The organism is Membranihabitans maritimus (assembly GCF_021729145.1).
GTDB lineage: Bacteria > Bacteroidota > Bacteroidia > Chitinophagales > Saprospiraceae > Membranihabitans > Membranihabitans maritimus.
In genome coordinates this window covers 64,784-86,360 of record NZ_JAJSLW010000013.1, presented here as the reverse complement: position 1 = coordinate 86,360, position 21,577 = coordinate 64,784, and the positions used below count along the sequence as shown (strand labels likewise).

Genomic DNA, 21,577 nt, shown 5'->3' with positions numbered 1-21,577 from the left:
AATTTTTCATTGCACTCACTTTTTTTGTGCCAAAATTTGTGATGGTATTTCTAAATTAAGTAAAATTTTATAAAGCAAACATGGTATTTAAAATGGTAGATTTGAAGTTTAATTCATTTAAATGGAATACGCTGATATATAGTATGTTTATAATCTTTTTTATTGCGCAAGGTTCCAAAGCACAGAACAATAGTTTTAATGCAGGTGCTTCCATAGTCGATATTACACCATTTCTCGGCCATCGTGTGGTAGGGGGATACAATTCACCTATAGCAACCTATATACATGATCCCTTGCAGGTGAGAACACTAGTTTTGGATGATGGGATCCAAAAACTATTTTTCGTTATAGTAGACAATGTAAGTGTTGGTAAAGAAGTTTTTGATGCAGCTAAGATTATTCTTGCAAAAGAATATAATATTCACAGGTCTCATGTGTTGATGGCAGCTACTCATACACACTCCGCAGTTAGTCTCCGAGGTGTGGGGAATAAGCTAAAAGAATGGAGGTCTGGGGTAGATTTAGATGAATATCAGACATTTGTTGTTAAACGAATAGTCGATGGTGTTCATTTAGCGCTGAAAAACTGCCAACTTGCCAGGATAGGAATTGGTAGCATTGATGTGCCGGAACATGTATTTAATCGAAGATGGATAATGAAAGATTCTGTGATGAGCCCTTTGGGACAGAAAGAAATTGTACGAATGAATCCTGGTCACAGCGCAGATTTATTACATCCGGCAGGTCCTGTTGACCCGGAAGTTTCATTTTTAGCAATCGAATCTATCGAAGGGAAGCCCATTGGATTGTTAGCCAACTATTCCCTGCATTATGTAGGAGGTGTTCCTCAAGGGCATATATCAGCGGATTATTTTGCCGCCTTCGCCGATCGGATGATGACTTTATTGGAAGCAGAAAAGCAAATACCATCCTTTGTAGGTATTATGACAAATGGAACATCAGGAGATATCAATAATAATGATTATTCCAAGCTTCCTACAAGATTACCTAATTATGAAAAAATCAAATATGTTGCGGATGATGTAGCCGATAAAGTTTTTGAGGAATATCAAAAGCTGACCTTTGAGGATGAAGTAGTCCTGGGTTCTAAAATCAAAGAGATGTCCTTGAAAGTGAGAAGGGCGGATCCGCAGGTATTAGTAAATATGGCCGCGGTAAGATCATATAATGGAGATATTCCTATGTTTCATCGACTCGAAAAAGTGTATATGCATCGTATTTTCGATATGGAAGCTGAATATCCCGATTCAGTACATATTGAGCTGCAAGCATTTTCGATCAATGATATCGGCATAGCGGCTATCCCTTTTGAGGTATTTGCTGAAATTGGGCTGGAGATTAAATCGAGTAGTCCTTACAAGGATACTTTTGTTATAGGTTTGGCTAATGGGGCATTTGGATATTTGCCAACCCCTGAACAACATCGATTGGGTGGGTATGAGACATGGCAATATGTTAATAAGGTTGAAAAGACAGCCTCAGATAAGATAGAAAAGGAAATTCTTAATCTTTTTGAAACAATGCATTGATGATTTTTCAACTAATTGATCGGTTATGATATTATCAGAATTAATTTGTCGTGTTCGCCTTTGTTACCTGGCCTTCTTTTTTGTCTTGTTATCAACATTTGATTTGCCTGGTCAAAACAAGACGGATGTAATTATCAAAGATCAGTATCATTACAGTCATGTATTCGGAGCGAATCGATCTTACAGAATATTTTTACCTCCTGAATACGACATTGATACAGATAAGAAATATCCGGTAATTTATTTTTTTCATGGTTGGGCACAAAGGTACTTTGGATCAATGGGTAGTGGATATTCTGATTACGATGTAGGTGAGGAAAATAATGGTGATAACATTGAAAAATTTGTATCGAACAATGATGTTATAGTCGTCAAGGTTGATGGATTGAATCAATTTACACATGAGCCGTTGAATTTAACACCTTATAATATAAGTAAAGTAACTTCATTTCGTCAATTTCCAGAGTACTTTTTGGAATTGGTAAGGTATATAGATGGTCATTACAAGACGTTGAAAGACAGGAGGTGTCGGGCTGTTTCAGGATTGTCGATGGGAGGGTTTATGACTTTTTGGATGGCTGCAAAATTTCCCGATTTGGTAAGTGCCGCCGGAAATTTTTGCGGATCAACTGAATTTCAGGCAGGTCCTTTAGAGTTTCCGGTTGTTTATATGCATTCTGAAATGTATGATAATTTCAAGTCAGTAAGTGTGCGAATGCACAATGGAACCCGCGACCGTCTTCGATTCTATCACAATGATTTTAACCGGTATTGGCAAAGTGCAGTACCTCATTATCAGTACAAAATGTATGAAGCCTCTCACATTACGTGTGGACTAGGGGAAATGTTTGAGTTTATTATGAATGCATTCGAAAATCCTTTGCCCGTCCGGGAACAATGGGATTATATTGATATTTACCCAAGTTTCAATGTATGGGGATATAGTGTAGAATCCTCCCGAAATCAATCCGGGTTTACCATCTTGGAGCGTGTTTCAAAAACTGGTTTTAGATCTTCTGTTCGAAATTTTTTACCTGATGGAGAATTGATGACGCATGTGTCTGTAAAAGTTAAAACAGCTCCTTTTTATGAGGCAGAAACAGAGTATCAAATACGCGATGTGGATGTAAGAACAATGGAGTCTCGTGTTTATCTGGTCGAAAGTGATTCTGAAGGGGTTCTTGAGATAGAAACTACCGGAAGTATTCATGAAATATATATTGGTAAACCATTATCTGATCCAGAAATAGTTGTTTCTTCATGGTCAATTTTAGAAGGCAATTGGGCTATCGCAGGAGATACTGTAAATGTATCAATCAAAGCATTGAATAAGGGGTTTTCTCAAACTGATTCTGTTTCCGTGGAGTTGTATCCGATAAGTGATGATATAGTGGTTATTCATTCCAGTAGAATGGTAGGCGAGTTAAGATTAGGTGTAGAGAAAGCAGTAGATGGAGTTTTTCAAATAAAAAGCAATAACCTGCATTCAGAAATAGGTAAACTGGGTGTTTTATTTAAAGACTCGAAAGGAAATACCTGGAATGATGAATTGGACATCAGGTTCAAAGAGCCTGTGGATGAAATATTGGATTTTGAAATAGGTGATGGAAAAGAGTTGACGGTCGTAAAAGCAGCTGTAGATTCTACCTATCAATTAGTTGGAATTGGAAATGGAGATGGTATTCCTAACCCGGGCGAAACCATTGAGATTTTGGTAGAAGAAGAGGGCAAGCTTATAAGGACATTTGCTTATTCAATTAGCCCATATTTGAATCAAAATAATACCAATATCAGGATAGCCGACAGTTGGCAAGAGTATGATCATATTGGTGGAGCTTTTAAATATTCTAAAACTGTTTTATCAAATAGTATACCGGAAGGTCAAAATATCCCGATTTACATTGAGTACTGGCTTCCTGGTAAATTAAGCGGACAACATATAGTCAAGAGAGGATATGTTAATATAGAAATTACCGGAAAGGATATTACTCCTCCACAAGTTCAATGGCTTCAAGTTTTGAATGAAGAAAGCATTGAAATCAAAGCATACGATGGAGGTAGTGTCGAAAGAATGCGAATAAATCTTGAGCCTAATCCCGGGAAAGCAAATATTAAACATGTTAATTGGGAGTCAGAACCTGAATCGATATCTTTTGAGGTTTACGATAATGGAGAAAATAAGGATCTTATAAAGGATGACGGTATTTTTACGAAATTACTAAAAGGTCTTCCTTCATATTTCTACGATGTTTCAATAGAACTCTGGGACAATAATGGGAATTTTGATAAAATGCCACAAGTACAAACTATTTATTTGAAGGATACAAGAAAATTATATAATGACCATTGAGCGGAGATAATAATCTCACAAATTATAAATGGAATAATCAAATTGCATTGATTGTGGAAGCCATAGAATTTTATGAATTTAGAAGATGATCCAATTGCCGGGGTTAAATTTTGGTGTCTATAGTCAATGCTTTTGATTGTTGTCCATAGTATTCACATCTTTACATAAATAAATATAATTAAGTTATATCCTTATTATTCATAATTTTAAGTAAGGCTTTTAATATCCCTTCTTCAGAGGGTTCTTCAGCCACAATTATATCTGTTGAAGGAATGGAAAGTGACAAGAGTGTATCATAAGTCGGATGGCCAATGGCTATAATTTTTTGTTTTGGAGTGGGGTTTGCTTTTAGAAATGCACGGGCATTCCTGCTACTGGTTAACACCACAATGTCTACAGGGGGAAATACAGTAGGTACCATATCATTGTCGTATGCAATTACCGATTGCACCTTACGGAAAGGTTTGATCGTTTTCATTAGGCGATTAGCAGAATTTTCGGCCCTGAAAAAGAGAATGCTATCATCATTTTTACTTACTTCCAGAAAATCAGATTCGGTCTGATCTGTTCCACCATCCCCTGCAAATGAACAAACGAGATCATTTTGAATCATAAAAGTTGCCGTACCGGGACCGATGGCCGCCAGCTTAATATTTTTGTCATTGGTTTTGTTTGACATTGTATTCCGATATTTAAGGTAGCTTTTTACACCATTTTTGCTGTAAAAGAAATACCAATCGGCATGAGGTAATTCCTGTAACGTTCTGATCTTGATATCAATAAGTGACTGATCTATGAGTTCCCATTTATGGTCTGTGGCGAGTTTACGAATGGGGCTATCCTGGGAAAGTTGGCGACTGATAAACAACCTCATATTGAAACCTTAAAACAAATCTTCTAATTCCCCTTCAGTCCACATATAATTAAAGCACTTGGTGGCTGCCAATACATCGTTTCTGGCGTTATTAGGCCCAGCATATCCGGCTCCGAAACACCTGGTATGTAATTCGGTAAGAGTTGGCCATTTATAACCGCCGTCTTTGCCTACGATTTTGCAAAAATAAGTTGATTCTCTCATGAGGCAATATCGTTCAGACTGGTGCAGTCTGTGATTAATATTATTTCTTGCATATTCTGCACCTACTATACTTTCATTGTAATTCAGGTTAAAAGAAAAGACATAATCAGATTGGTCCACGATGGCTTTGAATTTTTCCAATGCCTCTTCCAGTTCGACTCCATTTTCTTCAATGTCTTCCAATTTTAGTTTATGATATCTCAACATATCCTCAGGAATCTCCAGGGCTCCATTTCGAATAAGTAAATTCTCATCAGAAGCAAGATTGCCCTCCCGATCATAACAGAGCCAGGAGATATGAATCATCCTTGGCCAACTAAAAGTATCGGTATAAGGTGCCTTCCATTTTTTGGGTTTTCCCGCTGCACTTGTGTCAAATATTAAAATCATTTCAATTTATTTGCTATAGTTTCTGCAAGTTCAAATTTAGTATTTGATGAATATTGTACAAAATTTAGATCATCTTTCCAATTATTTCCATAGCAAGACCAAACATGAAAATTCCCCAGATCATCTTTTTCACAATATACTCCTATGGGCATATGACATCCTCCTTCCAGTAATTTCAATACTTTTCGCTCCACATTAACCGTGTCTACCAGATTTTTATCGGATAACCGGCCTAACATTTTTCGGATATCTATCTCTCCTTCCCTGGTTTGAAAAGCAATTACTCCCTGGCCCGGTGCTGAAATAAATTCTTTTGGGTTCAAAACACGCGAATGGAGACCTTCGATGCGTGCATTTATTCGATCTACACCAGCTTTGGCTATGACAATAGCATCAAAATTGCCATCCTTTAATTTTTGGATTCTTGTGGGCACATTACCTCTTATATCTTTCAATGAAATATCAGGTCTGAAATAGCGCACTAACGATTTTCGACGCTGTGAGGATGTCCCTACTATGGAGCCTTTTTTGAGTTTAAATGGTTGTTGCTCGTCATATGAATCCTCCCTGATTAGAAGTAGATCGGCGGGGTTAGCGCGACTGGATAATCCGGCAATGACCAATCCTTCAGGACTTTCTGTCGGTAAGTCTTTTAGGGAATGGACGGCTACATCAATTTCTTCTGCCAACAGTGCATCTTCAATTTCCTTGGTGAAAAATCCTTTTCCTTCTATTTTGTCGAAACTGAGATTTTGAATTCGATCACCTTTTGTTTTTAATACAATTATGCTGCTTTCGATATTAATCTCATTCAGAAGTTGTTGGAAATGTTCCGCCTGCCACATCGCCAATTTGCTGCCACGGGTTCCAATTTTTATCATTACAATTTGTTAAGTTTGAGAAAAAAATTATGGAAGCAAAGATAAATCAAATTGCTGAGCTTATTAATGCTGAAGTGCAAGGAAATGGTGAGGGGGTAATTACACATCCCGGTAAAATTGAAGATGCCGGGCCCGGTGCAATTACTTTTTTTTCAAATGCAAAATATGAAGAATATCTATACCAGACTCAGGCAACAGCTATCATTGTGGGTAAAGATTTTAATCCCAGGAAGCCAGTCCCAACCACATTATTAAAAGTAGAAAATGTCTATTTGGCACTTTCAATACTTTTTGAATTTTTTGATGAAAATAAGGTAAAAATAAAAGGAATTTCTCCATTGGCCAGTATTCATGAGGGCGTTGAAGTTCCTGACAGTGTATATATCGGACCTTTTGTTCATATAGAAAAGGGAGTAATGATTGGTGAAAATTGTGAAATTCAAAGTCATGTTTATATTGGGACTAATGTTCAGATAGGTAATGGTGTCAGGATTTTTCCAGGGGTCAAGGTCCATGCAGATTGTAGGATTGGTAATGCTGTTACACTTCATGCCAATGCAGTGATTGGAAGTGATGGGTTTGGTTTTGCACGTGATAGTGACGGTAATTATCGTAAAATTCCACAAATTGGAAATGTGGTACTAAAAGACAATGTGGATATTGGTGCAAATACTGTGGTAGACCGGGCATCCATGGGATCTACAATAATTGAAGAGGGTGTAAAGCTTGACAACCTGGTCCAGATAGCTCATAATGTGGTCATAGGAAAGAATACGGTGATAGCGGCCCAGGCCGGAATTGCAGGAAGTAGTCAATTGGGTTCAAATAACCAGTTGGGGGGGCAGGCCGGGATAGCAGGGCATATAAAAATCGGATCTGAAAACTTAATCTCCGGTCAATCGGGAGTAATGTCGGATTTGGGTGATAATAATCGGGTATTTGGTTCGCCGGCTTATAGTCATTTACAATTTTTTAAAGCATTTACGGTAACCAAAAAGCTTCCTGAAATAGAAAAAAGACTGGCACAACTGGAAAAAAAAGTAAAAAACGATACTAAATAATCGATTAAATAAAAAGTTAATTCGATTAACAATATGTAAATAGGCACGTAATTATGGAGAAAGGCTTATCTTTGTGCGAGTTTTTATAATAATACCTAATGCGTAAAACGCTATCAAACAAATTTACAATTGAAGGTGTGGGCATCCACACTGGAGGGGTAGCTCGTATTGAGATACGACCTTCTTTTATTGAAAAAGGTATTTATTTCTCATATCAAAACCCGGATGGTCAGTTGGGTTATATCCCATGCCACCTGGCAAATGTCATTTCTACAAATCGATGTACTACCTTAGGCAATGGTGAACGATCAGTATCCACTGTAGAACATCTTATGTCTGCTTTTTATGCAGAAAATATTACTGATGCGGAATTATTTATTGAAGTAGGTGAAGAAATTCCTATTTTAGACGGAGGATCGCATAGTTTCGTGGAAAAGATTCGCATAGCCGGTATTCAGGAATTTGAAGGAGAGGAGTTGACCAAACTTGTAATAGATGACATAATCAACTTTATTTGTCCTGATACGGGAGCTGAGTATTTGCTGTCTCCCAATGATACTCTGGAATATGAAGTAGTAGTAAGATATGATAATAAGGTCCTGGAGAATCAGGAATTTAATTGGAAAATGGGGGGGGATTATTTCAATGAAGTTTCCAAAGCGAGGACATTCAGTATGTATTCTGAAATTCGAGGATTAATAGAACAGGGGTTAATTCAGGGAGGCGATTTATTTAATGCGGTGGTATTAGTAGATACAGGTGCAACAGAATATGACGTTAAGACATTTTTAAATCAGCACATTAATAATGTTTCGGACGTTAGTGTAAAAGATAATGTGATAAATGGACCAATGTTTTATGAGAATGAACCGGCACGACATAAATTACTAGATATGATTGGAGATTTGTCGTTGTTGAATTCGAACATTAAAGGTAAAATTCAAGCGGTCAGGCCGGGACATACCGGTAACATTAATCTGGCTCGACATTTAATAGAGTTATTTTATGGATAGAAAAAATAAAAAAGAGATTCCGGTATATGATCCCAACCTTCCACCCATAAAGGATACGTCGGAAATAATGGAGATGCTTCCACACAGGTATCCCTTTTTAATGGTAGATAAAATCATTGAATTGTCAAAAGAGCGGGTAGTGGGTGTGAAGAACCTAACGTATAATGAACAGTGTTTTCAGGGGCATTTTCCTGGGAATCCTATATTTCCGGGAGTTCTTCAAGTAGAAGCATTCGCCCAAACGGGGGGAATATTAGCACTTTCACAAATGAATCAAGAAGTGAAGTGGGACACATACTTTTTGAAAATAGATAATACGAGGTTTAGAAGGATGGTAGGTCCCGGTGATACACTTATTTTGCAAATGGAATTATTGAATCCAATTCGTCGTGGTATTTGTCACATGCATGGTACGGCATTCGTAGGATCTGAATTAGTTTCAGAAGGTGATTTTACCGCAAAAATTGAAAAGAGAAAAAACTCATGATTGTAAATGATAATGCGTTTATTCATCCCGCAGCAAAATTGGCTGATAATGTAGAAGTGGAGCCTTTCACTACCATAGCTGGGGATGTAGAAATAGGAGAGGGAACATGGATTGGACCTCACGTCACAATCATGGATGGAGTACGAATCGGCAAAAATTGCAAAATATTTCCCGGAGCGGTGTTGGGAGCTATACCACAGGATCTAAAATATAAAGGTGAAGATACTTTGTTGGTTATTGGGAATAATGTGATTATTAGGGAATATTGTACATTAAACAAAGGAACTACCGCAAATTTGGCAACTACCATTGGGGATAATTGTCTTTTAATGGCATATGTTCATGTGGCTCACGATTGTATTCTTTCCAGGAATTGTATTCTCGCAAATAACGTAAATCTGGCTGGGCATATTCAGCTTGATGAGTATGTTCAATTAGGTGGTTTGACTGCTGTTCACCAGTTTGTGAAAGTGGGAGCTCACTCTTTTATCGGGGGAGGGGCTTTGGTTAGAAAAGATGTTCCTCCATACATAAAGGCGGCCAGAGAGCCATTGGCTTTCGCGGGAGTAAATACTATCGGTCTTCGAAGAAGAGGGTTTAGTTCTGAAGATGTACACCTTATTGAAGATCTATATCGTACCTTATACGTAAAAGGAAATAATGTCAGACAGGGAGTAGATATAATAATTAAGGATGCCCCCGACTCGCCATTTAAAGATAATATTTTGAAATTTATTGCTGAAAGTAAAAGAGGACTAATCAGGGGATACAAGAGCAGGTAACCATTTCCATATGGATATAGAAGTCGAGGGATTGTCTAAGGAGTATAATTATTCAACTGTCTTTTCCGGATTTTCAGCACACTTTAAATCAGGGGAAAGAATTGCCGTATTGGGGAGTAATGGTAGTGGGAAGTCAACGCTACTAAAGGTCATATCGGGGATGGTTGAACATACCTCAGGCTCTATTAAATGGTCAGGAGGTGAAAAGGAAGTGAAAAGATATAACTGGTTTAGATATTTTTCCTTTTGCTCACCTCAATTGTTTTTTGATGAACAATTTTCAGTATCTGAAGTAATTGAGTTTTTTACTTCTTTTAGATCTCATTTTACCCTTGAGACAGTAGATGATTTCATCGGGAAACTTGACTTTCAATCTCACAAGGAGAAAAAGGTGAGTAGCCTAAGTAGTGGTATGTATCAGAGATTGCGACTACTCCTTACGATTTCTATGGATGTGCCGGTTTTATTTCTGGATGAACCATGCAGTAATTTGGATAAAGCAGGAGTTGAATGGTATCGTCAATTAGTCGATGAATTCGGAAGAGAAAAGTTGATACTGGTAGCTTCTAATGATGAAAGGGAATATGCGTTTTGCAGAGAACAAATATATATCCCTGATTACAAATGATTTCTCATTTTTTTCATTTCCTTTTGAATGGTATTGAGTTTTACCTTTATTTCCTCTAATTTATTATCCCTTTCTTCTCTCTTTTTGTAAGCAGATTTGGCACCTTCTATGGTAAAGCCTTCTTCTTTAAGCAGAATATATATAGTTTTTATTTTTTGAATATCCTTCTTGGTATATCTTCGATCACCTTTATTCGTTTTTCCCGGATTGATCTGGGGAAATTCTGACTCCCAATAGCGTAAGAGCGACGTAGAAACATCAAAAAGTTTTGCAACTTCGCCGATTGTATAATACAGTTTTGTTAGTTTTTGGATATCAACCATCACTTTTATTTAATATTTCACCAAGAACTTTCTTGGCTTCTTTGGGATTGCTTTTTCCTTTTGAGGCTTTCATTACCTCACCCATGAAAAACCCGAAAAGATTTTTTCTCCCATTCTTGTATTTTTTCAACAATTCAGGATTTTTTTCTAATATATCTAAAATTATTGATTTCAAAGCGTTGGAATCAAAATCCTGAATAAGGTCCAAATCTTTTATTAGTTTTTTTGGATCCTTTTCTGGATTTTTCAACAGTGCTGGTAACAAATTTTGATAGGCTGAAGAGATAGTTATCTTCTCAGATTCTATTAATTCTAAAAATCCAATAATTTGATCACTATTAAGAGGGTAGGATTCCAGCTCATCAGTACCCGTTTTAACCTCTGGCAAATATTTATTAATGATAAAATTTGTAATAGTTCTGATTTTTAATTCACTCGATTTAATAAGCTTAATCGTGTAATCAGATAATTCTTTTGATTCAACAAGGATGTTTGCTTCGTATTCGCTGATCTTATATTCTTCAGTCAACATTTTGAAGTAGTCATCCGGGAGCCGTCCCATGTTTTGTTTTACCTTCTCGATATATTCTTCGTTAAGATCAATGGGAGAGAGGTCTGGTTCCGGAAAATACCTGTAATCGTGTGCATCTTCTTTTTCTCGTGTGACGGTTAGTTTTTGGGTTTTTAGGTTGAAATCCAGGGTTTGTTGCGCAATTGTACCACCCTTTTTAAGGATCGAAAGTTGTCTTTTAATTTCTTGTTCAACTGCTTTTTTAGCATTAGAAGCTGAATTGATATTTTTTATTTCACAGCGTGTATTTAATTCAGTACTTCCTCTTTCGCGGAGGGAAAGATTGACATCACATCGAAGGGAACCTTCTTGCATAATTCCATCTGATACATCAATATATCGGACCAATCGCCTCAGCGTATTGACAAACTCTTCCACCTCCTCACCGTTTTTAAGATCAGGTTGGGTAACGAGTTCAAGGAGGGGGACTCCAGCTCTGTTATAGTCTAGAAGTGTATTTAAAGGATCTATATCATGGATTGATTTACCTGCGTCTTCTTCCATATGGATATGGTGAATATTGATTTTCCTATTACCAGATAAAGTCAGTGATCCTCCCAGGCAAATAGGATCCCCGTCTTGTGTGATTTGATAACCTTTTGGTAAATCGGCGTAAAAATAATTTTTTCGGTCGAAATAATTCCTTGGATTTATTTTACATCCAAGTGCCAATCCCAGTCGTACGGCTTTTTCAATATGTTTTTTATTCATTACTGGCAGGGTGCCGGGGAGCGCAAGACTGACAGGACTGATATGTTCATTAGGAGTTGAAGTAAAGCTGGCTGCTTCAGGGGCGAAAGCTTTTGAAGCAGTGTTAACCTGGATATGAACTTCCAATCCTATTACACTTTCCAAGTTATTCAAATTCATAATTTGCTAAATTTTGATGCGAAGATAATTCTAATCCGGGGAATTTACTAAATTTTCCAGACAGGTGTTACTGCCTGAAACTTTGACCCTGAGGTTGAACCTAGTGCTTGTAATGCCGCTAGCAAAATTCATTTGGTTTGTATGATTGTTGAATTGGAGGATATATATATGCAATTTCCGTCCCGGCATCCAGTATTTGGAGTAGTGTTTAAAATGCCATTCAGATCTGGTAAATAATTAGGTGCAAGTGATAGTGGGTATTTTAGAAAATAGAATATTGATTTTATAAAATGTATATATGTAGTAGCGTCAAGGGACAATTTATGACCATCGAGAAATTCGGACAACGTTTTGGTAATCGCTTTCGGTTTCTTGACATATACCCCTGTATTAACCCCTGTCATCTCGATAATTACTATCGCAATTCCAAGGATCCATCCCAATATAGCCTATGGAAGAATAAATAATAATTGTATTTTCCGCTAAAGCTTAAGCATTGAAAAGAAATGATTTACTGCTTCTATGCTTGATTGAACTGGTTGATAAAATTACCTGGTATACAGTACATAATTATTACTTTTCAATCCAGTGACTTATTGGATTCGGAAGCCATTTTTATCAACTTTGAATATTCTTCAGGAGTAAGACCGTCCATAACATATTGTATAGGGTTGACCGGATCACCTTTGTATCTTACTTCGTAGTGAAGATGTGGAGCCGTAGAAGTTCCGGTATCTCCGATAAGTCCTATTAGTTCCCCTTTTTCAACTTTTTGTCCTTCTTTTACGAAAATTTCTTTCATATGCGCGTACAAAGTTTCATAATCATGGCCATGGTCGATTACAACGTTTAATCCGTAACCTGTTGATTTATTTTCTACCCTGGAGATAACACCGTTTCCGGTCGCTTGAATTTTGGTACCTTCAGGAGCCGTAAAGTCTATTCCTTCGTGGAATTTTGCAATTTTGTGGATAGGATGCATTCTCATGCCAAAACCGGAAAGGTATTGAACATTTCTTTTCAATTTATCCTCTCTGACAGGTTTTATAGAAGGTGTTGAATGAAGAATTTCTTCTCTTTCGAGAGTCATATCTTCCAGCTTATCGAGTTCTTTTGACTGTAGTGTTAATTTTCTTGAAAGTCGGTCAGCTTTATTAAGTGTTCCAACAATAAGGTCTTTTGAATTAAAATTAATTAATTCATTGTATTGTTGATGACCACCGACCCCTCCATTCCAGACATTGTTGTCCATGGGGTCAGTCCCAAATACGATTTTGTGTATGTTGGAATTTCTGGAGTGGATATTTTCCAATACAGAACTCATCATATTCAATTGGTCCTGAACCAAATTGAATTTAATTTCCATTTGTTTTAGTTCTTTTTTCAATTCTTTCTCCTTAAAATTGACGCCCGGAATTTTGGAGCTCAAATAATAGAAGGAGAAAAAACCGAATACGAGAGCCAAACTTAAAAAACCAATTACTTTGAAAGTTTTTAAAAATAGTGAAGTTTTAGCCTTTTCGTATCGAAGAGTTTGGGGGTTAAATACAAATTTCTCTTTACTCATTTATGTACGGAATTTCGAATATAATAGTACATTTGATCAAACGTAGCAATGTATATAAAATTACATGTAAGCACTCAAAAACATACAAATTTATTTAATATATATATAATATAAAAAAAATTAACATTTTATGCAGTCGGGAGAAATAAGGCAAAGGTTTTTTGACTTTTTTAAGGAAAAGGGACATAAATATGTTCCTTCAGCTCCGATCGTTAATAATAGTGATCCATCCCTGATGTTCACCAATGCGGGAATGAATCAATTTAAAGATTATTTCCTGGGTACTAAGGAAATAGTTGATAGCAGGGTGGTGGATACCCAAAAATGTCTGCGCGTTTCAGGAAAACATAATGACCTTGAAGAAGTGGGAATTGATAGTTATCATCATACCATGTTTGAAATGTTGGGAAATTGGTCATTTGGAGATTATTTCAAAAAGGAAGTTATTGATTGGTCCTGGGAATTGTTAACAAAAGTATATGGGTTGGCATCAGACCGGTTATATGCGACTATTTTTGAAGGAGATACAAAGGATGGTTTGGAAAGAGATGAGGAAGCTTATGATCTTTGGAGGAACTACTTACCTGAAGATCGTATTCTCGATGGCTCAAAGGAGGATAATTTCTGGGAAATGGGTGAAACAGGTCCTTGTGGTCCTTGCTCTGAGATACATATCGACCTTAGGACTGATGAAGAGAGACGTAAAACGGACGGTGCTTCGTTGGTTAACAAAGATCATCCGATGGTGATCGAAATATGGAACCTGGTATTTATCCAATTTAATAGGATGGCTTCCGGTGACCTACAAACTCTTCCCGAGAAACACATAGATACAGGGATGGGATTTGAAAGACTTTGTATGGCAATACAGGGTAAGAAATCAAATTACGAATCTGATATTTTTACGCCATTTATTGAAGAAATCCAATCAATTACCGGAGTTAAATATCATAATAAGTACGGTCCGAATGAAAAAGTAGATACTGCATTTAGGGTAGTTGCAGATCATTTGAGGGCGGTGGCTTTTACAATTGCAGATGGACAGATCCCCGGAAATAGTGGGGCAGGTTATGTGATACGTAGGATTTTGAGAAGAGCAGTACGGTATTATTATACTTTTTTGGATTGGAAGCAACCTTTGTTAACTAAGTTAATTGGTCTTTTAGCTGATAGATTTGAAGTTGTATTTCCAGAGCTAAAGGCCCAGGAGGATTTTGTAGCTCGTGTGGTAAAAGAAGAAGAAAAGAGCTTTCTCAGAACATTGGAAGATGGAATTCAGCGTTTTAATATGCTTGAGGTAAAAGGTGAAATTGTGTCGGGCCAGGATGCGTTCTTATTATATGATACGTATGGGTTCCCTATTGATTTGACAGCATTAATGGCTAAAGAACAAGGTCTGGATGTAGATTTTGCAGGTTTTGAAAAGTCATTGAAAGAGCAAAAAGACCGATCGAGAAAAGACGCAGTACAGAAAGTAGGAGATTGGAATATTTACAAAGAGGATAAGTCTACTGAATTTATTGGTTATGACCATACAGAGGCTTACCCTGTATACATTACCCGAACTAGGGAAGTTACTAAAAAGAATAAAAAAGTAAACCAGATTGTCCTTAACCGAACTCCTTTTTATGCTGAAGGAGGTGGACAAATTGGTGATACAGGCATATTGGTCAGCCAATCCGGACAAAGAATCAAAGTGTTGGATACTGTCCGTGAAAATGAATTGATTGTACACATCGTAGACCAATTACCGGAGGATCCGGTGGAGCCTTTTCATGCCGAAATTAATGTAGCGAGAAGAAGAGCTACTGAGAATAACCATAGTGCTACGCACTTACTTCATGCTGCCCTCAGGAATGTTCTTGGGGATCATGTCCAACAAAAAGGATCGTTGGTTTCGGATAAATATTTGAGGTTTGATTTTAGTCACTATGAAAAAGTGACCAGAGAACAATTGGATACAATCGAAAAAATAGTCAATGCAAAGATAGGGGAGGATATAATCCTGGATGAAAGGAGAGAAGTTCCTATTGAACAGGCAAAAGAGGAAGGTGCTACTATGCTTTTTGGTGAAAAATATGGGGAGAAAGTACGAATGATCATATTTGATGAAAAATATTCAAAGGAACTATGCGGTGGATGTCATGTGAGTACAACTTCCAAAATAAGATTGTTTCGAATTACTTCCGAGAGTTCAGTTGCTTCGGGTATACGGAGAATAGAAGCCGTGACTGGATATTCTGCACTCGACTATCTTGACAGGGAGGTGGAAGAACTATCATCGATACGGTCGTTGTTCAAAAATCCTGTAAACGTTGCAGGCCAGGTAGAAAATTTATTACAAGAAAATAAAGAATTAATTAAGGAGTTAGAAATTGTAAAACTGGCTAAAAGCCAAGATTTGAAAAAGACCTTGCTCCAAAAGGTAGTGGATAAAAAGGGGTATTCGGTTTTGTCAGCATATACAGATGGTCTGGATTCAAAGAATCTGAAGAATATTGTTTTTGAAATAGCGGATCAATATTCACCGGCAATTGTGGTTATTGGGGATCAAAGCGGCGAAAGTGCCAATATTATGATTCATATTGATAAAAGTTTGGTCGAAAGATATGACCTTAATGCGGGTAAATTAATCCGTGAAGTATCCTCATTAATTAAAGGCGGGGGTGGAGGTCAACCGTTTTTTGCTTCTGCTGGCGGAAAAAATCCAGATGGTATTCCTGGAGCAATAGCTAAATTATCGGATCTAATTGAAGCTCAAATAGAAGCGTAGGTTTATGGCATTTTCGTATTTTTATACCATAGTATTTCTGGTAGGTTGCATGTTGATTTTAAATATCGTAAATAGGATATTGTTTATGAGATTTGTCCGGTTGCTTCCTCCTACGGACAAGCAGTTGAGTATTAAAGATCTCGTAAATGAAGAAGTTTTTTCCAGATTAATTAGAAATCTGGATGAAGGAAAAAAGACAAGGGCAATTAAAATCCGTAACCGGCTAAAAAAAATAATTGTTACTTCATTTGTTATAATAATTTTGCTAATAGTCGTTACTATTCTATCCTTTATTAAATAGATCACTACTTAATGAAATCAAATTGGCAGGAGTTGAATGTTTTAATTGTTTAAAAAGTTCTATTGTGAAAATCGTATGGAAATGAAAATTGGGATTATTGGTGCGGGGCACCTTGGTAAAATACATATAAAATGCATTCAACAAATTACTGAATTTGCCATTACCGGAATTTATGATAATGACCCGAATGTTTTGGATAAAGTTTCTGGGGAATTCAAGGTGCATGCTTTTAATAGTATAGATGATTTGATAGCCGAAAGTGAAGTCGTTAGTATTGTTACCCCTACATCCTCTCATTTTGAGATTGCTTCAAAAGCCATTAAAGAGGGTAAGCACGTATTTATTGAGAAACCTGTAACAAAAGGGGCTAAAGAAGCAAAAGAGTTAGTTCATTTGGCTAAGAATTATAATGTGAAAGTTCAGATTGGGCATGTGGAAAGATTCAATCCAGCGTTGATGGCGCTGCAAGATGAGATTATTGAGCCTGCTTTTATGGAAGTACATCGTCTTTCTAATTTTAATCCCCGCAGTACGGATGTGTCGGTAATCCATGACCTTATGATTCACGATATTGATATTATTTTGCATTTTGTAAAATCTCCGGTTCGTGAGATAAGAGCCAATGGTCTTAAATTGATTAGTGATCACGATGATATTTGTAATGCAAGGATTGAGTTCGAGAATGGTGCAGTTGCTAATTTGACGGCGTCAAGAGTGTCAGTCACTAATATGAGGAAGATGAGATTGTTCCAAAAGGATGCCTATATCTCTATGGATTTTTTAGAAAAAAAATCTCAAGTAATACGAATACGGGATGAAAAGGAAGAAAATGCGATGCTCCTGGATCTAAATGACCATAAAAAATGGATAACAATTCGAAACGTTGAAGGTCCGGAATTGAACGCGATCAAAACAGAATTTGAATATTTTTTTCAATCGATAAAGAATGATTCCCCGGTATTTGTACCTTTGGTAGATGGTGCTAGAGCCGTGGAAGTTGCTGACAAAGTGGTAGAAGCGGTAAAAAATCAGGGAGACTTGCAACATTTTATTTCCAATTCCGACAAAGCATTCTGATGCGCATACTTACCCGGCAAAAATCTTTATACATATATGCTTTGGGAGATTTGGTTGTTTCCATAGCAATATGGCTATACACCAATACTTCTTTTACGGGAGTAAGTCTGGAACAGTTTTTAGGAGAATCTTCTAGGGCTTACATGTACTGGTTTAAATTATTGACCATCCCAATTTTCTGGATTTTGTTTTATCTGTTTATGGATGAGTACCAGGATCCTTATCGAAAATCTCGATTTCGAACATTGTCACGGACTTTTTTACACACCGGGATGGGAATCTTTATTCTCTTTGTACTCGATATGTTCTCAGCGGATTTAGTAGAGTCCAGAGGAGTGTTTTATTATTTTTTGTTTCATTTCATCGGAATTGGCTTTGTCCGGATTCTTCACCTTACCATCGTTCATGATCAGGTTCAGAAGGGAATAGTCTCTTTTAATACTTTAATAATAGGAAGTAATGAGAAAGCTTTAAATCTCTATCGCGATGTGGTTAACCGAAAAGAAAGCCTGGGGTATAATATTATTGGATTTATTAATATAAATGGACCGGTAGAATCCGGGTTGTCAGATGTTTTACCGGAATTAGGAAATAGTGATGATATCGAAAAGGTTATTAAGGAGAACAATGTCGAAGAAGCTTTGGTAGCCATAGAAAAAGACGAATATTCAAAAATCAGGAAAATAATGGACGGCTTGTTTGACATACCAAGAGGCCTTACCATCAAAATTATTCCGGATTTGTATGATATCCTCTTGGGAAAAGTTCGAATGAATTATGTTTATGGTGCGATATTAATAGAGATAGAACGGGAAATAATGCCAAGATGGCAGAGGATTATTAAACGCGTTTTTGATATTTTAGTCTCTATCATTTTCATTGTCCTTTTCTGGTGGGTATATGTGTATATAGCTATTCGTGTTAAGTTATCTTCCAGGGGCCCTGTTTTTTATAAACAAACCCGTATTGGACTGGAAGGCAAACCATTTACAATATTTAAATTCAGGTCTATGTATGTCGGGTCAGAGAAGAAAGGACCTCAGCTTTCTTTTGAAGGTGATGAGAGATGCACGCCCTGGGGAGCAATAATGCGAAAATGGAGGATCGATGAATTGCCTCAATTTTGGAATGTCTTAAAAGGAGAAATGTCACTTGTAGGCCCGAGACCTGAGCGCTCCTTTTTTATAGAAAAAATCATGGAGAGAGCACCCCATTATAAACACTTACTTAGAATCAAACCGGGAATAACATCCTGGGGACAGGTGAAATATGGATATGCATCTACCGTGGATGAAATGCTCCAACGCCTTAAATACGATATATTATATGTAGAGAACAGGTCTTTTGCATTAGATCTGAAGATTTTATTTTACACCGTCCTGGTTTTAGTAAAAGGTTCCGGACGATAATGATATTAAATATTTTTTTAATATTTTGCAAAAATTATTATTAGTTCGTTACATAAATCGGTTCAAAACTGTTAGATGAAAACTCTTTCACACTTACTTTTATGGGGAATACTCATAAGCTTGCCATCGTTGGGACTTTCACAGAATCTAAAATATTCTCGGATCTATATTCAGGAAGAATTTATAGAAGCTTCCAGGGATTTTTTAACACTAGATCATTTTCACGGAGACAGGACTGGAATTTTCGTTGAGGTTTCGGAAAGTGAACTTAGAAGTCTTACGTCCGGTAATATTCCCTACAGTGTCATAGTGCCGGATTTAACTCAATATTATATTGAACAGAATAATCGTATAACCTCTAGATCAGATTTTGAATTTTGCGGGTTTCAGCCAGGTACAGTTCCAAATAATTTTAATCTCGGTTCTATGGGCGGTTACCTGACATTTGACGAAATGAAAGAAGAATTGGATGAAATGGCTACAAAATATCCTAATTTGATCTCTAAAGTTCTTCCTATCTCAGATTTTGAAACTTACGAAGGGAGACCTATATATTCTGTTGAAATATCCAATCAAAATAGTTCATTTTCAAATAAGAAGAAGGTGTTGTATACTGCTCTTCACCATGCAAGAGAGCCTTTGAGTATGCAGCAATTGATATATTATATGTGGTATTTGTTGGAAAATTATGGTAAAGACCCAATGGTCACTTCTATTTTGAATCAAACTTCCCTTTACTTTATTCCTTGTGTAAATCCCGATGGGTATGTTTACAATGAACAAGTAGCTCCCGGAGGGGGGGGGATGTGGAGGAAAAACCGAAGACCCTTGGGGAATGGCAATTACGGGATCGACTTGAATAGAAACTATGGTTATAAATGGGGGTTTGATGATGACGGTTCTTCAGGTAATCCTGAGTCGGAGTTATATCGGGGTAACCAGGCATTTTCAGAGCCCGAAACACAGGCGGTAAAATGGATCTGCGAACAGAATGAAATTGTTGCCGCGCTAAATTATCATTCTTATGGTGATTATTTAATTTATCCCTGGGGATACGAGGGTGTTGATAATTCTGAGTCAAAGACGTATCAAACTCTCGCTAAGGGACTCTCACTGGAGAAAAGAATATTGTATGGAACCTCTGGAGAGACTGTTTTGTATAATACAAATGGCGATGCAGATGATTGGATGTTTGGTGAGACAAATTCGAAAACCAGGATTTTCTCTTTGACCCCCGAAGTAGGTCCTGATGTTTTTGGATTTTGGCCACCGAAATCAATAATTACGGAATTATGTCAACGGGAACTTGAACAAAACCTTAATATAGCCATCGCTTCTCTTGATTTTGTAAAAGTGGTTCACTCTTATGATCCTATTCTTCGAAATAAGGAATTTAATCACCCATTTTATCTTTATTTATTAGGGGTAGATGAAACGGGAGTGCAAAGTAAAATTCGACCTCTGACAAATAATATTAAAAATTATCAGGAATCTATTTATCTGGTGGGGAAGAATCCGCAAGAAGAGTATTTTATTAATTTTGAATTGGATGACAATGTCAAAGATGGAGAAAAAGTAATATTTGAAATTACATTTGATAATGGTACTATGAATCAAACTGATACCATTACGTATCAATATATTTCTGATCGTGAACCTGTTAAAGTATTGAGTGATCCAGGAGATTTGCAACATTGGATTCGTTCGGAGAATGATTTTAATGCTTGGGGATTGACAGAAAACACTTATTACACAGCTCCAAGTAGTATTACTGATTCTCCGAATGGGGATTACAAACCCTCCTCAAGTAATGAATTAGTAAGTAGAGAAAGCTTTTTAATACCAAATGAAGAAGAGGTTTTTCTAACTTATAAGGTGAAATGGGATATTAAAAATAGAAAGGATTATGCTCGTTTGCTTATAAGTACTGATAATGTAAACTTTATTCCACTGTGTGGAAATTATAGTACTGCCTTTTTTGATTACGGGAATGTTTCGTTTCCAGTTTATACTGGTGAACAGCCCCAATGGTTGTCAGAGCGTGTCTATTTAGGTGCATATAGAGGACAGCGAGTTTACTTTAAATGGGAAATGGTCGCCAATTCTGGCGAAACATCTGACGGGATTTTTATTGATGATATGAAAATCGAACATTCTAATACCCTTACTGCTGGAGAATCTAGCATACTTGATTCTGAGCTTTTAAATATTTTTCCTAATCCGGTACACAATGGGGAGACACTTTTTGTAACAGAAGATGGTTTTGAAGGAGACCTTCAACCTCATTATTGGGAAATAAGGGATATTCTTGGAAAATTAATTTCCAGTGGTGACTTTCGCTCTGTGGGTGATTGGAGTCGATTGGAGATACCAATCCAGGGATTCACTTCGGGAATGTACTTTTTTACTTTGAAATGTAAAGACGGAAGCGTTTACAAACCTGAGAAATTCATGATCGGCAATTAA

At 36.9% G+C, this 21,577-nt stretch carries 17 protein-coding genes; 11 read left to right on the top strand and 6 right to left on the bottom strand.

From position 1 onward, the window contains the following. Positions 1 to 80 precede the first annotated feature (80 nt). Complete coding sequence (locus LVD47_RS16070; protein ID WP_236978750.1) at positions 81 to 1,550, top strand: neutral/alkaline non-lysosomal ceramidase N-terminal domain-containing protein; 1,470 nt, start codon at positions 81 to 83, stop codon at positions 1,548 to 1,550. 25 nt (positions 1,551 to 1,575) lie between these two features. Beyond that, positions 1,576 to 3,900 (top strand): alpha/beta hydrolase, encoded by a 2,325-nt coding sequence (locus LVD47_RS16065; RefSeq protein WP_236978748.1) that lies wholly within the window; start codon positions 1,576 to 1,578, stop codon positions 3,898 to 3,900. A gap of 178 nt (positions 3,901 to 4,078) precedes the next feature. On the opposite strand, the gene LVD47_RS16060 is transcribed toward LVD47_RS16065, so the two are convergent. From LVD47_RS16060 to hemC, 3 genes are read right to left on the bottom strand one after another with little or no spacing between them, the layout of a single operon-like run. Further along, positions 4,079 to 4,774 (bottom strand): uroporphyrinogen-III synthase, encoded by a 696-nt coding sequence (locus LVD47_RS16060; protein WP_236978747.1) that lies wholly within the window; start codon positions 4,772 to 4,774, stop codon positions 4,079 to 4,081. A gap of 9 nt (positions 4,775 to 4,783) precedes the next feature. Next, positions 4,784 to 5,368: a hypothetical protein gene (locus LVD47_RS16055; protein ID WP_236978742.1), complete on the bottom strand. Its 585-nt coding sequence runs from the start codon at positions 5,366 to 5,368 to the stop codon at positions 4,784 to 4,786. After that, positions 5,365 to 6,249: a hydroxymethylbilane synthase gene (hemC, locus tag LVD47_RS16050; protein WP_236978737.1), complete on the bottom strand. Its 885-nt coding sequence runs from the start codon at positions 6,247 to 6,249 to the stop codon at positions 5,365 to 5,367. Before hemC ends, LVD47_RS16055 begins: the two co-directional genes overlap by 4 nt. Positions 6,250 to 6,278: 29 nt before the next feature. Between hemC and lpxD the strand changes: the two genes are divergently transcribed. The 5 genes from lpxD to LVD47_RS16025 all read left to right on the top strand — a co-directional run bounded on the left by lpxD (position 6,279) and on the right by LVD47_RS16025 (position 10,220). Further along, positions 6,279 to 7,310 carry a UDP-3-O-(3-hydroxymyristoyl)glucosamine N-acyltransferase gene (gene lpxD / locus LVD47_RS16045; protein ID WP_236978733.1) on the top strand — a complete coding sequence of 344 codons (1,032 nt, stop codon included), beginning with the start codon at positions 6,279 to 6,281 and terminating at the stop codon, positions 7,308 to 7,310. A 98-nt stretch (positions 7,311 to 7,408) separates the two neighbouring features. Then, positions 7,409 to 8,323: a UDP-3-O-acyl-N-acetylglucosamine deacetylase gene (locus tag LVD47_RS16040; protein WP_236978732.1), complete on the top strand. Its 915-nt coding sequence runs from the start codon at positions 7,409 to 7,411 to the stop codon at positions 8,321 to 8,323. Then, a complete protein-coding gene (gene fabZ, locus LVD47_RS16035) occupies positions 8,316 to 8,810 on the top strand; it encodes a 3-hydroxyacyl-ACP dehydratase FabZ (RefSeq protein ID WP_236978730.1) in 495 nt (164 codons plus the stop codon). Before LVD47_RS16040 ends, fabZ begins: the two co-directional genes overlap by 8 nt. Further along, complete coding sequence (gene lpxA, locus LVD47_RS16030; RefSeq protein ID WP_236978728.1) at positions 8,807 to 9,592, top strand: acyl-ACP--UDP-N-acetylglucosamine O-acyltransferase; 786 nt, start codon at positions 8,807 to 8,809, stop codon at positions 9,590 to 9,592. Before fabZ ends, lpxA begins: the two co-directional genes overlap by 4 nt. A 10-nt stretch (positions 9,593 to 9,602) precedes the next feature. After that, on the top strand, positions 9,603 to 10,220 hold the full coding sequence (locus tag LVD47_RS16025) for an ABC transporter ATP-binding protein (RefSeq protein ID WP_236978720.1): 618 nt from the start codon (positions 9,603 to 9,605) through the stop codon (positions 10,218 to 10,220). Here LVD47_RS16025 and LVD47_RS16020 read toward each other — a convergent pair. From LVD47_RS16020 to LVD47_RS16010, 3 genes are all read right to left on the bottom strand, one after another. Next, on the bottom strand, positions 10,211 to 10,543 hold the full coding sequence (locus LVD47_RS16020) for a MerR family transcriptional regulator (protein ID WP_236978711.1): 333 nt from the start codon (positions 10,541 to 10,543) through the stop codon (positions 10,211 to 10,213). The two genes, LVD47_RS16025 and LVD47_RS16020, sit on opposite strands and share 10 nt — an antisense overlap. Further along, the gene (gene gatB, locus LVD47_RS16015) at positions 10,536 to 11,984 is read right to left on the bottom strand and encodes an Asp-tRNA(Asn)/Glu-tRNA(Gln) amidotransferase subunit GatB (RefSeq protein ID WP_236978710.1); all 1,449 of its coding nucleotides are present in this window, start codon (positions 11,982 to 11,984) and stop codon (positions 10,536 to 10,538) included. Before gatB ends, LVD47_RS16020 begins: the two co-directional genes overlap by 8 nt. Positions 11,985 to 12,564: 580 nt before the next feature. After that, positions 12,565 to 13,551 carry a M23 family metallopeptidase gene (locus LVD47_RS16010; protein ID WP_236978709.1) on the bottom strand — a complete coding sequence of 329 codons (987 nt, stop codon included), beginning with the start codon at positions 13,549 to 13,551 and terminating at the stop codon, positions 12,565 to 12,567. A 130-nt stretch (positions 13,552 to 13,681) separates the two neighbouring features. Between LVD47_RS16010 and alaS the strand changes: the two genes are divergently transcribed. The 4 genes from alaS to LVD47_RS15990 all read left to right on the top strand — a co-directional run bounded on the left by alaS (position 13,682) and on the right by LVD47_RS15990 (position 21,577). After that, positions 13,682 to 16,324 carry an alanine--tRNA ligase gene (gene alaS, locus LVD47_RS16005; RefSeq protein WP_236978708.1) on the top strand — a complete coding sequence of 881 codons (2,643 nt, stop codon included), beginning with the start codon at positions 13,682 to 13,684 and terminating at the stop codon, positions 16,322 to 16,324. A gap of 382 nt (positions 16,325 to 16,706) precedes the next feature. After that, positions 16,707 to 17,702, top strand: a complete 996-nt coding sequence (locus LVD47_RS16000; RefSeq protein ID WP_236978707.1) for a Gfo/Idh/MocA family protein — start codon at positions 16,707 to 16,709, stop codon at positions 17,700 to 17,702. Beyond that, the gene (locus LVD47_RS15995; RefSeq protein ID WP_236978706.1) at positions 17,702 to 19,111 is read left to right on the top strand and encodes a sugar transferase; all 1,410 of its coding nucleotides are present in this window, start codon (positions 17,702 to 17,704) and stop codon (positions 19,109 to 19,111) included. The genes LVD47_RS16000 and LVD47_RS15995 overlap by 1 nt, the downstream gene beginning before the upstream one ends. Positions 19,112 to 19,186: 75 nt before the next feature. Then, complete coding sequence (locus LVD47_RS15990) at positions 19,187 to 21,577, top strand: M14 family metallopeptidase (protein WP_236978705.1); 2,391 nt, start codon at positions 19,187 to 19,189, stop codon at positions 21,575 to 21,577.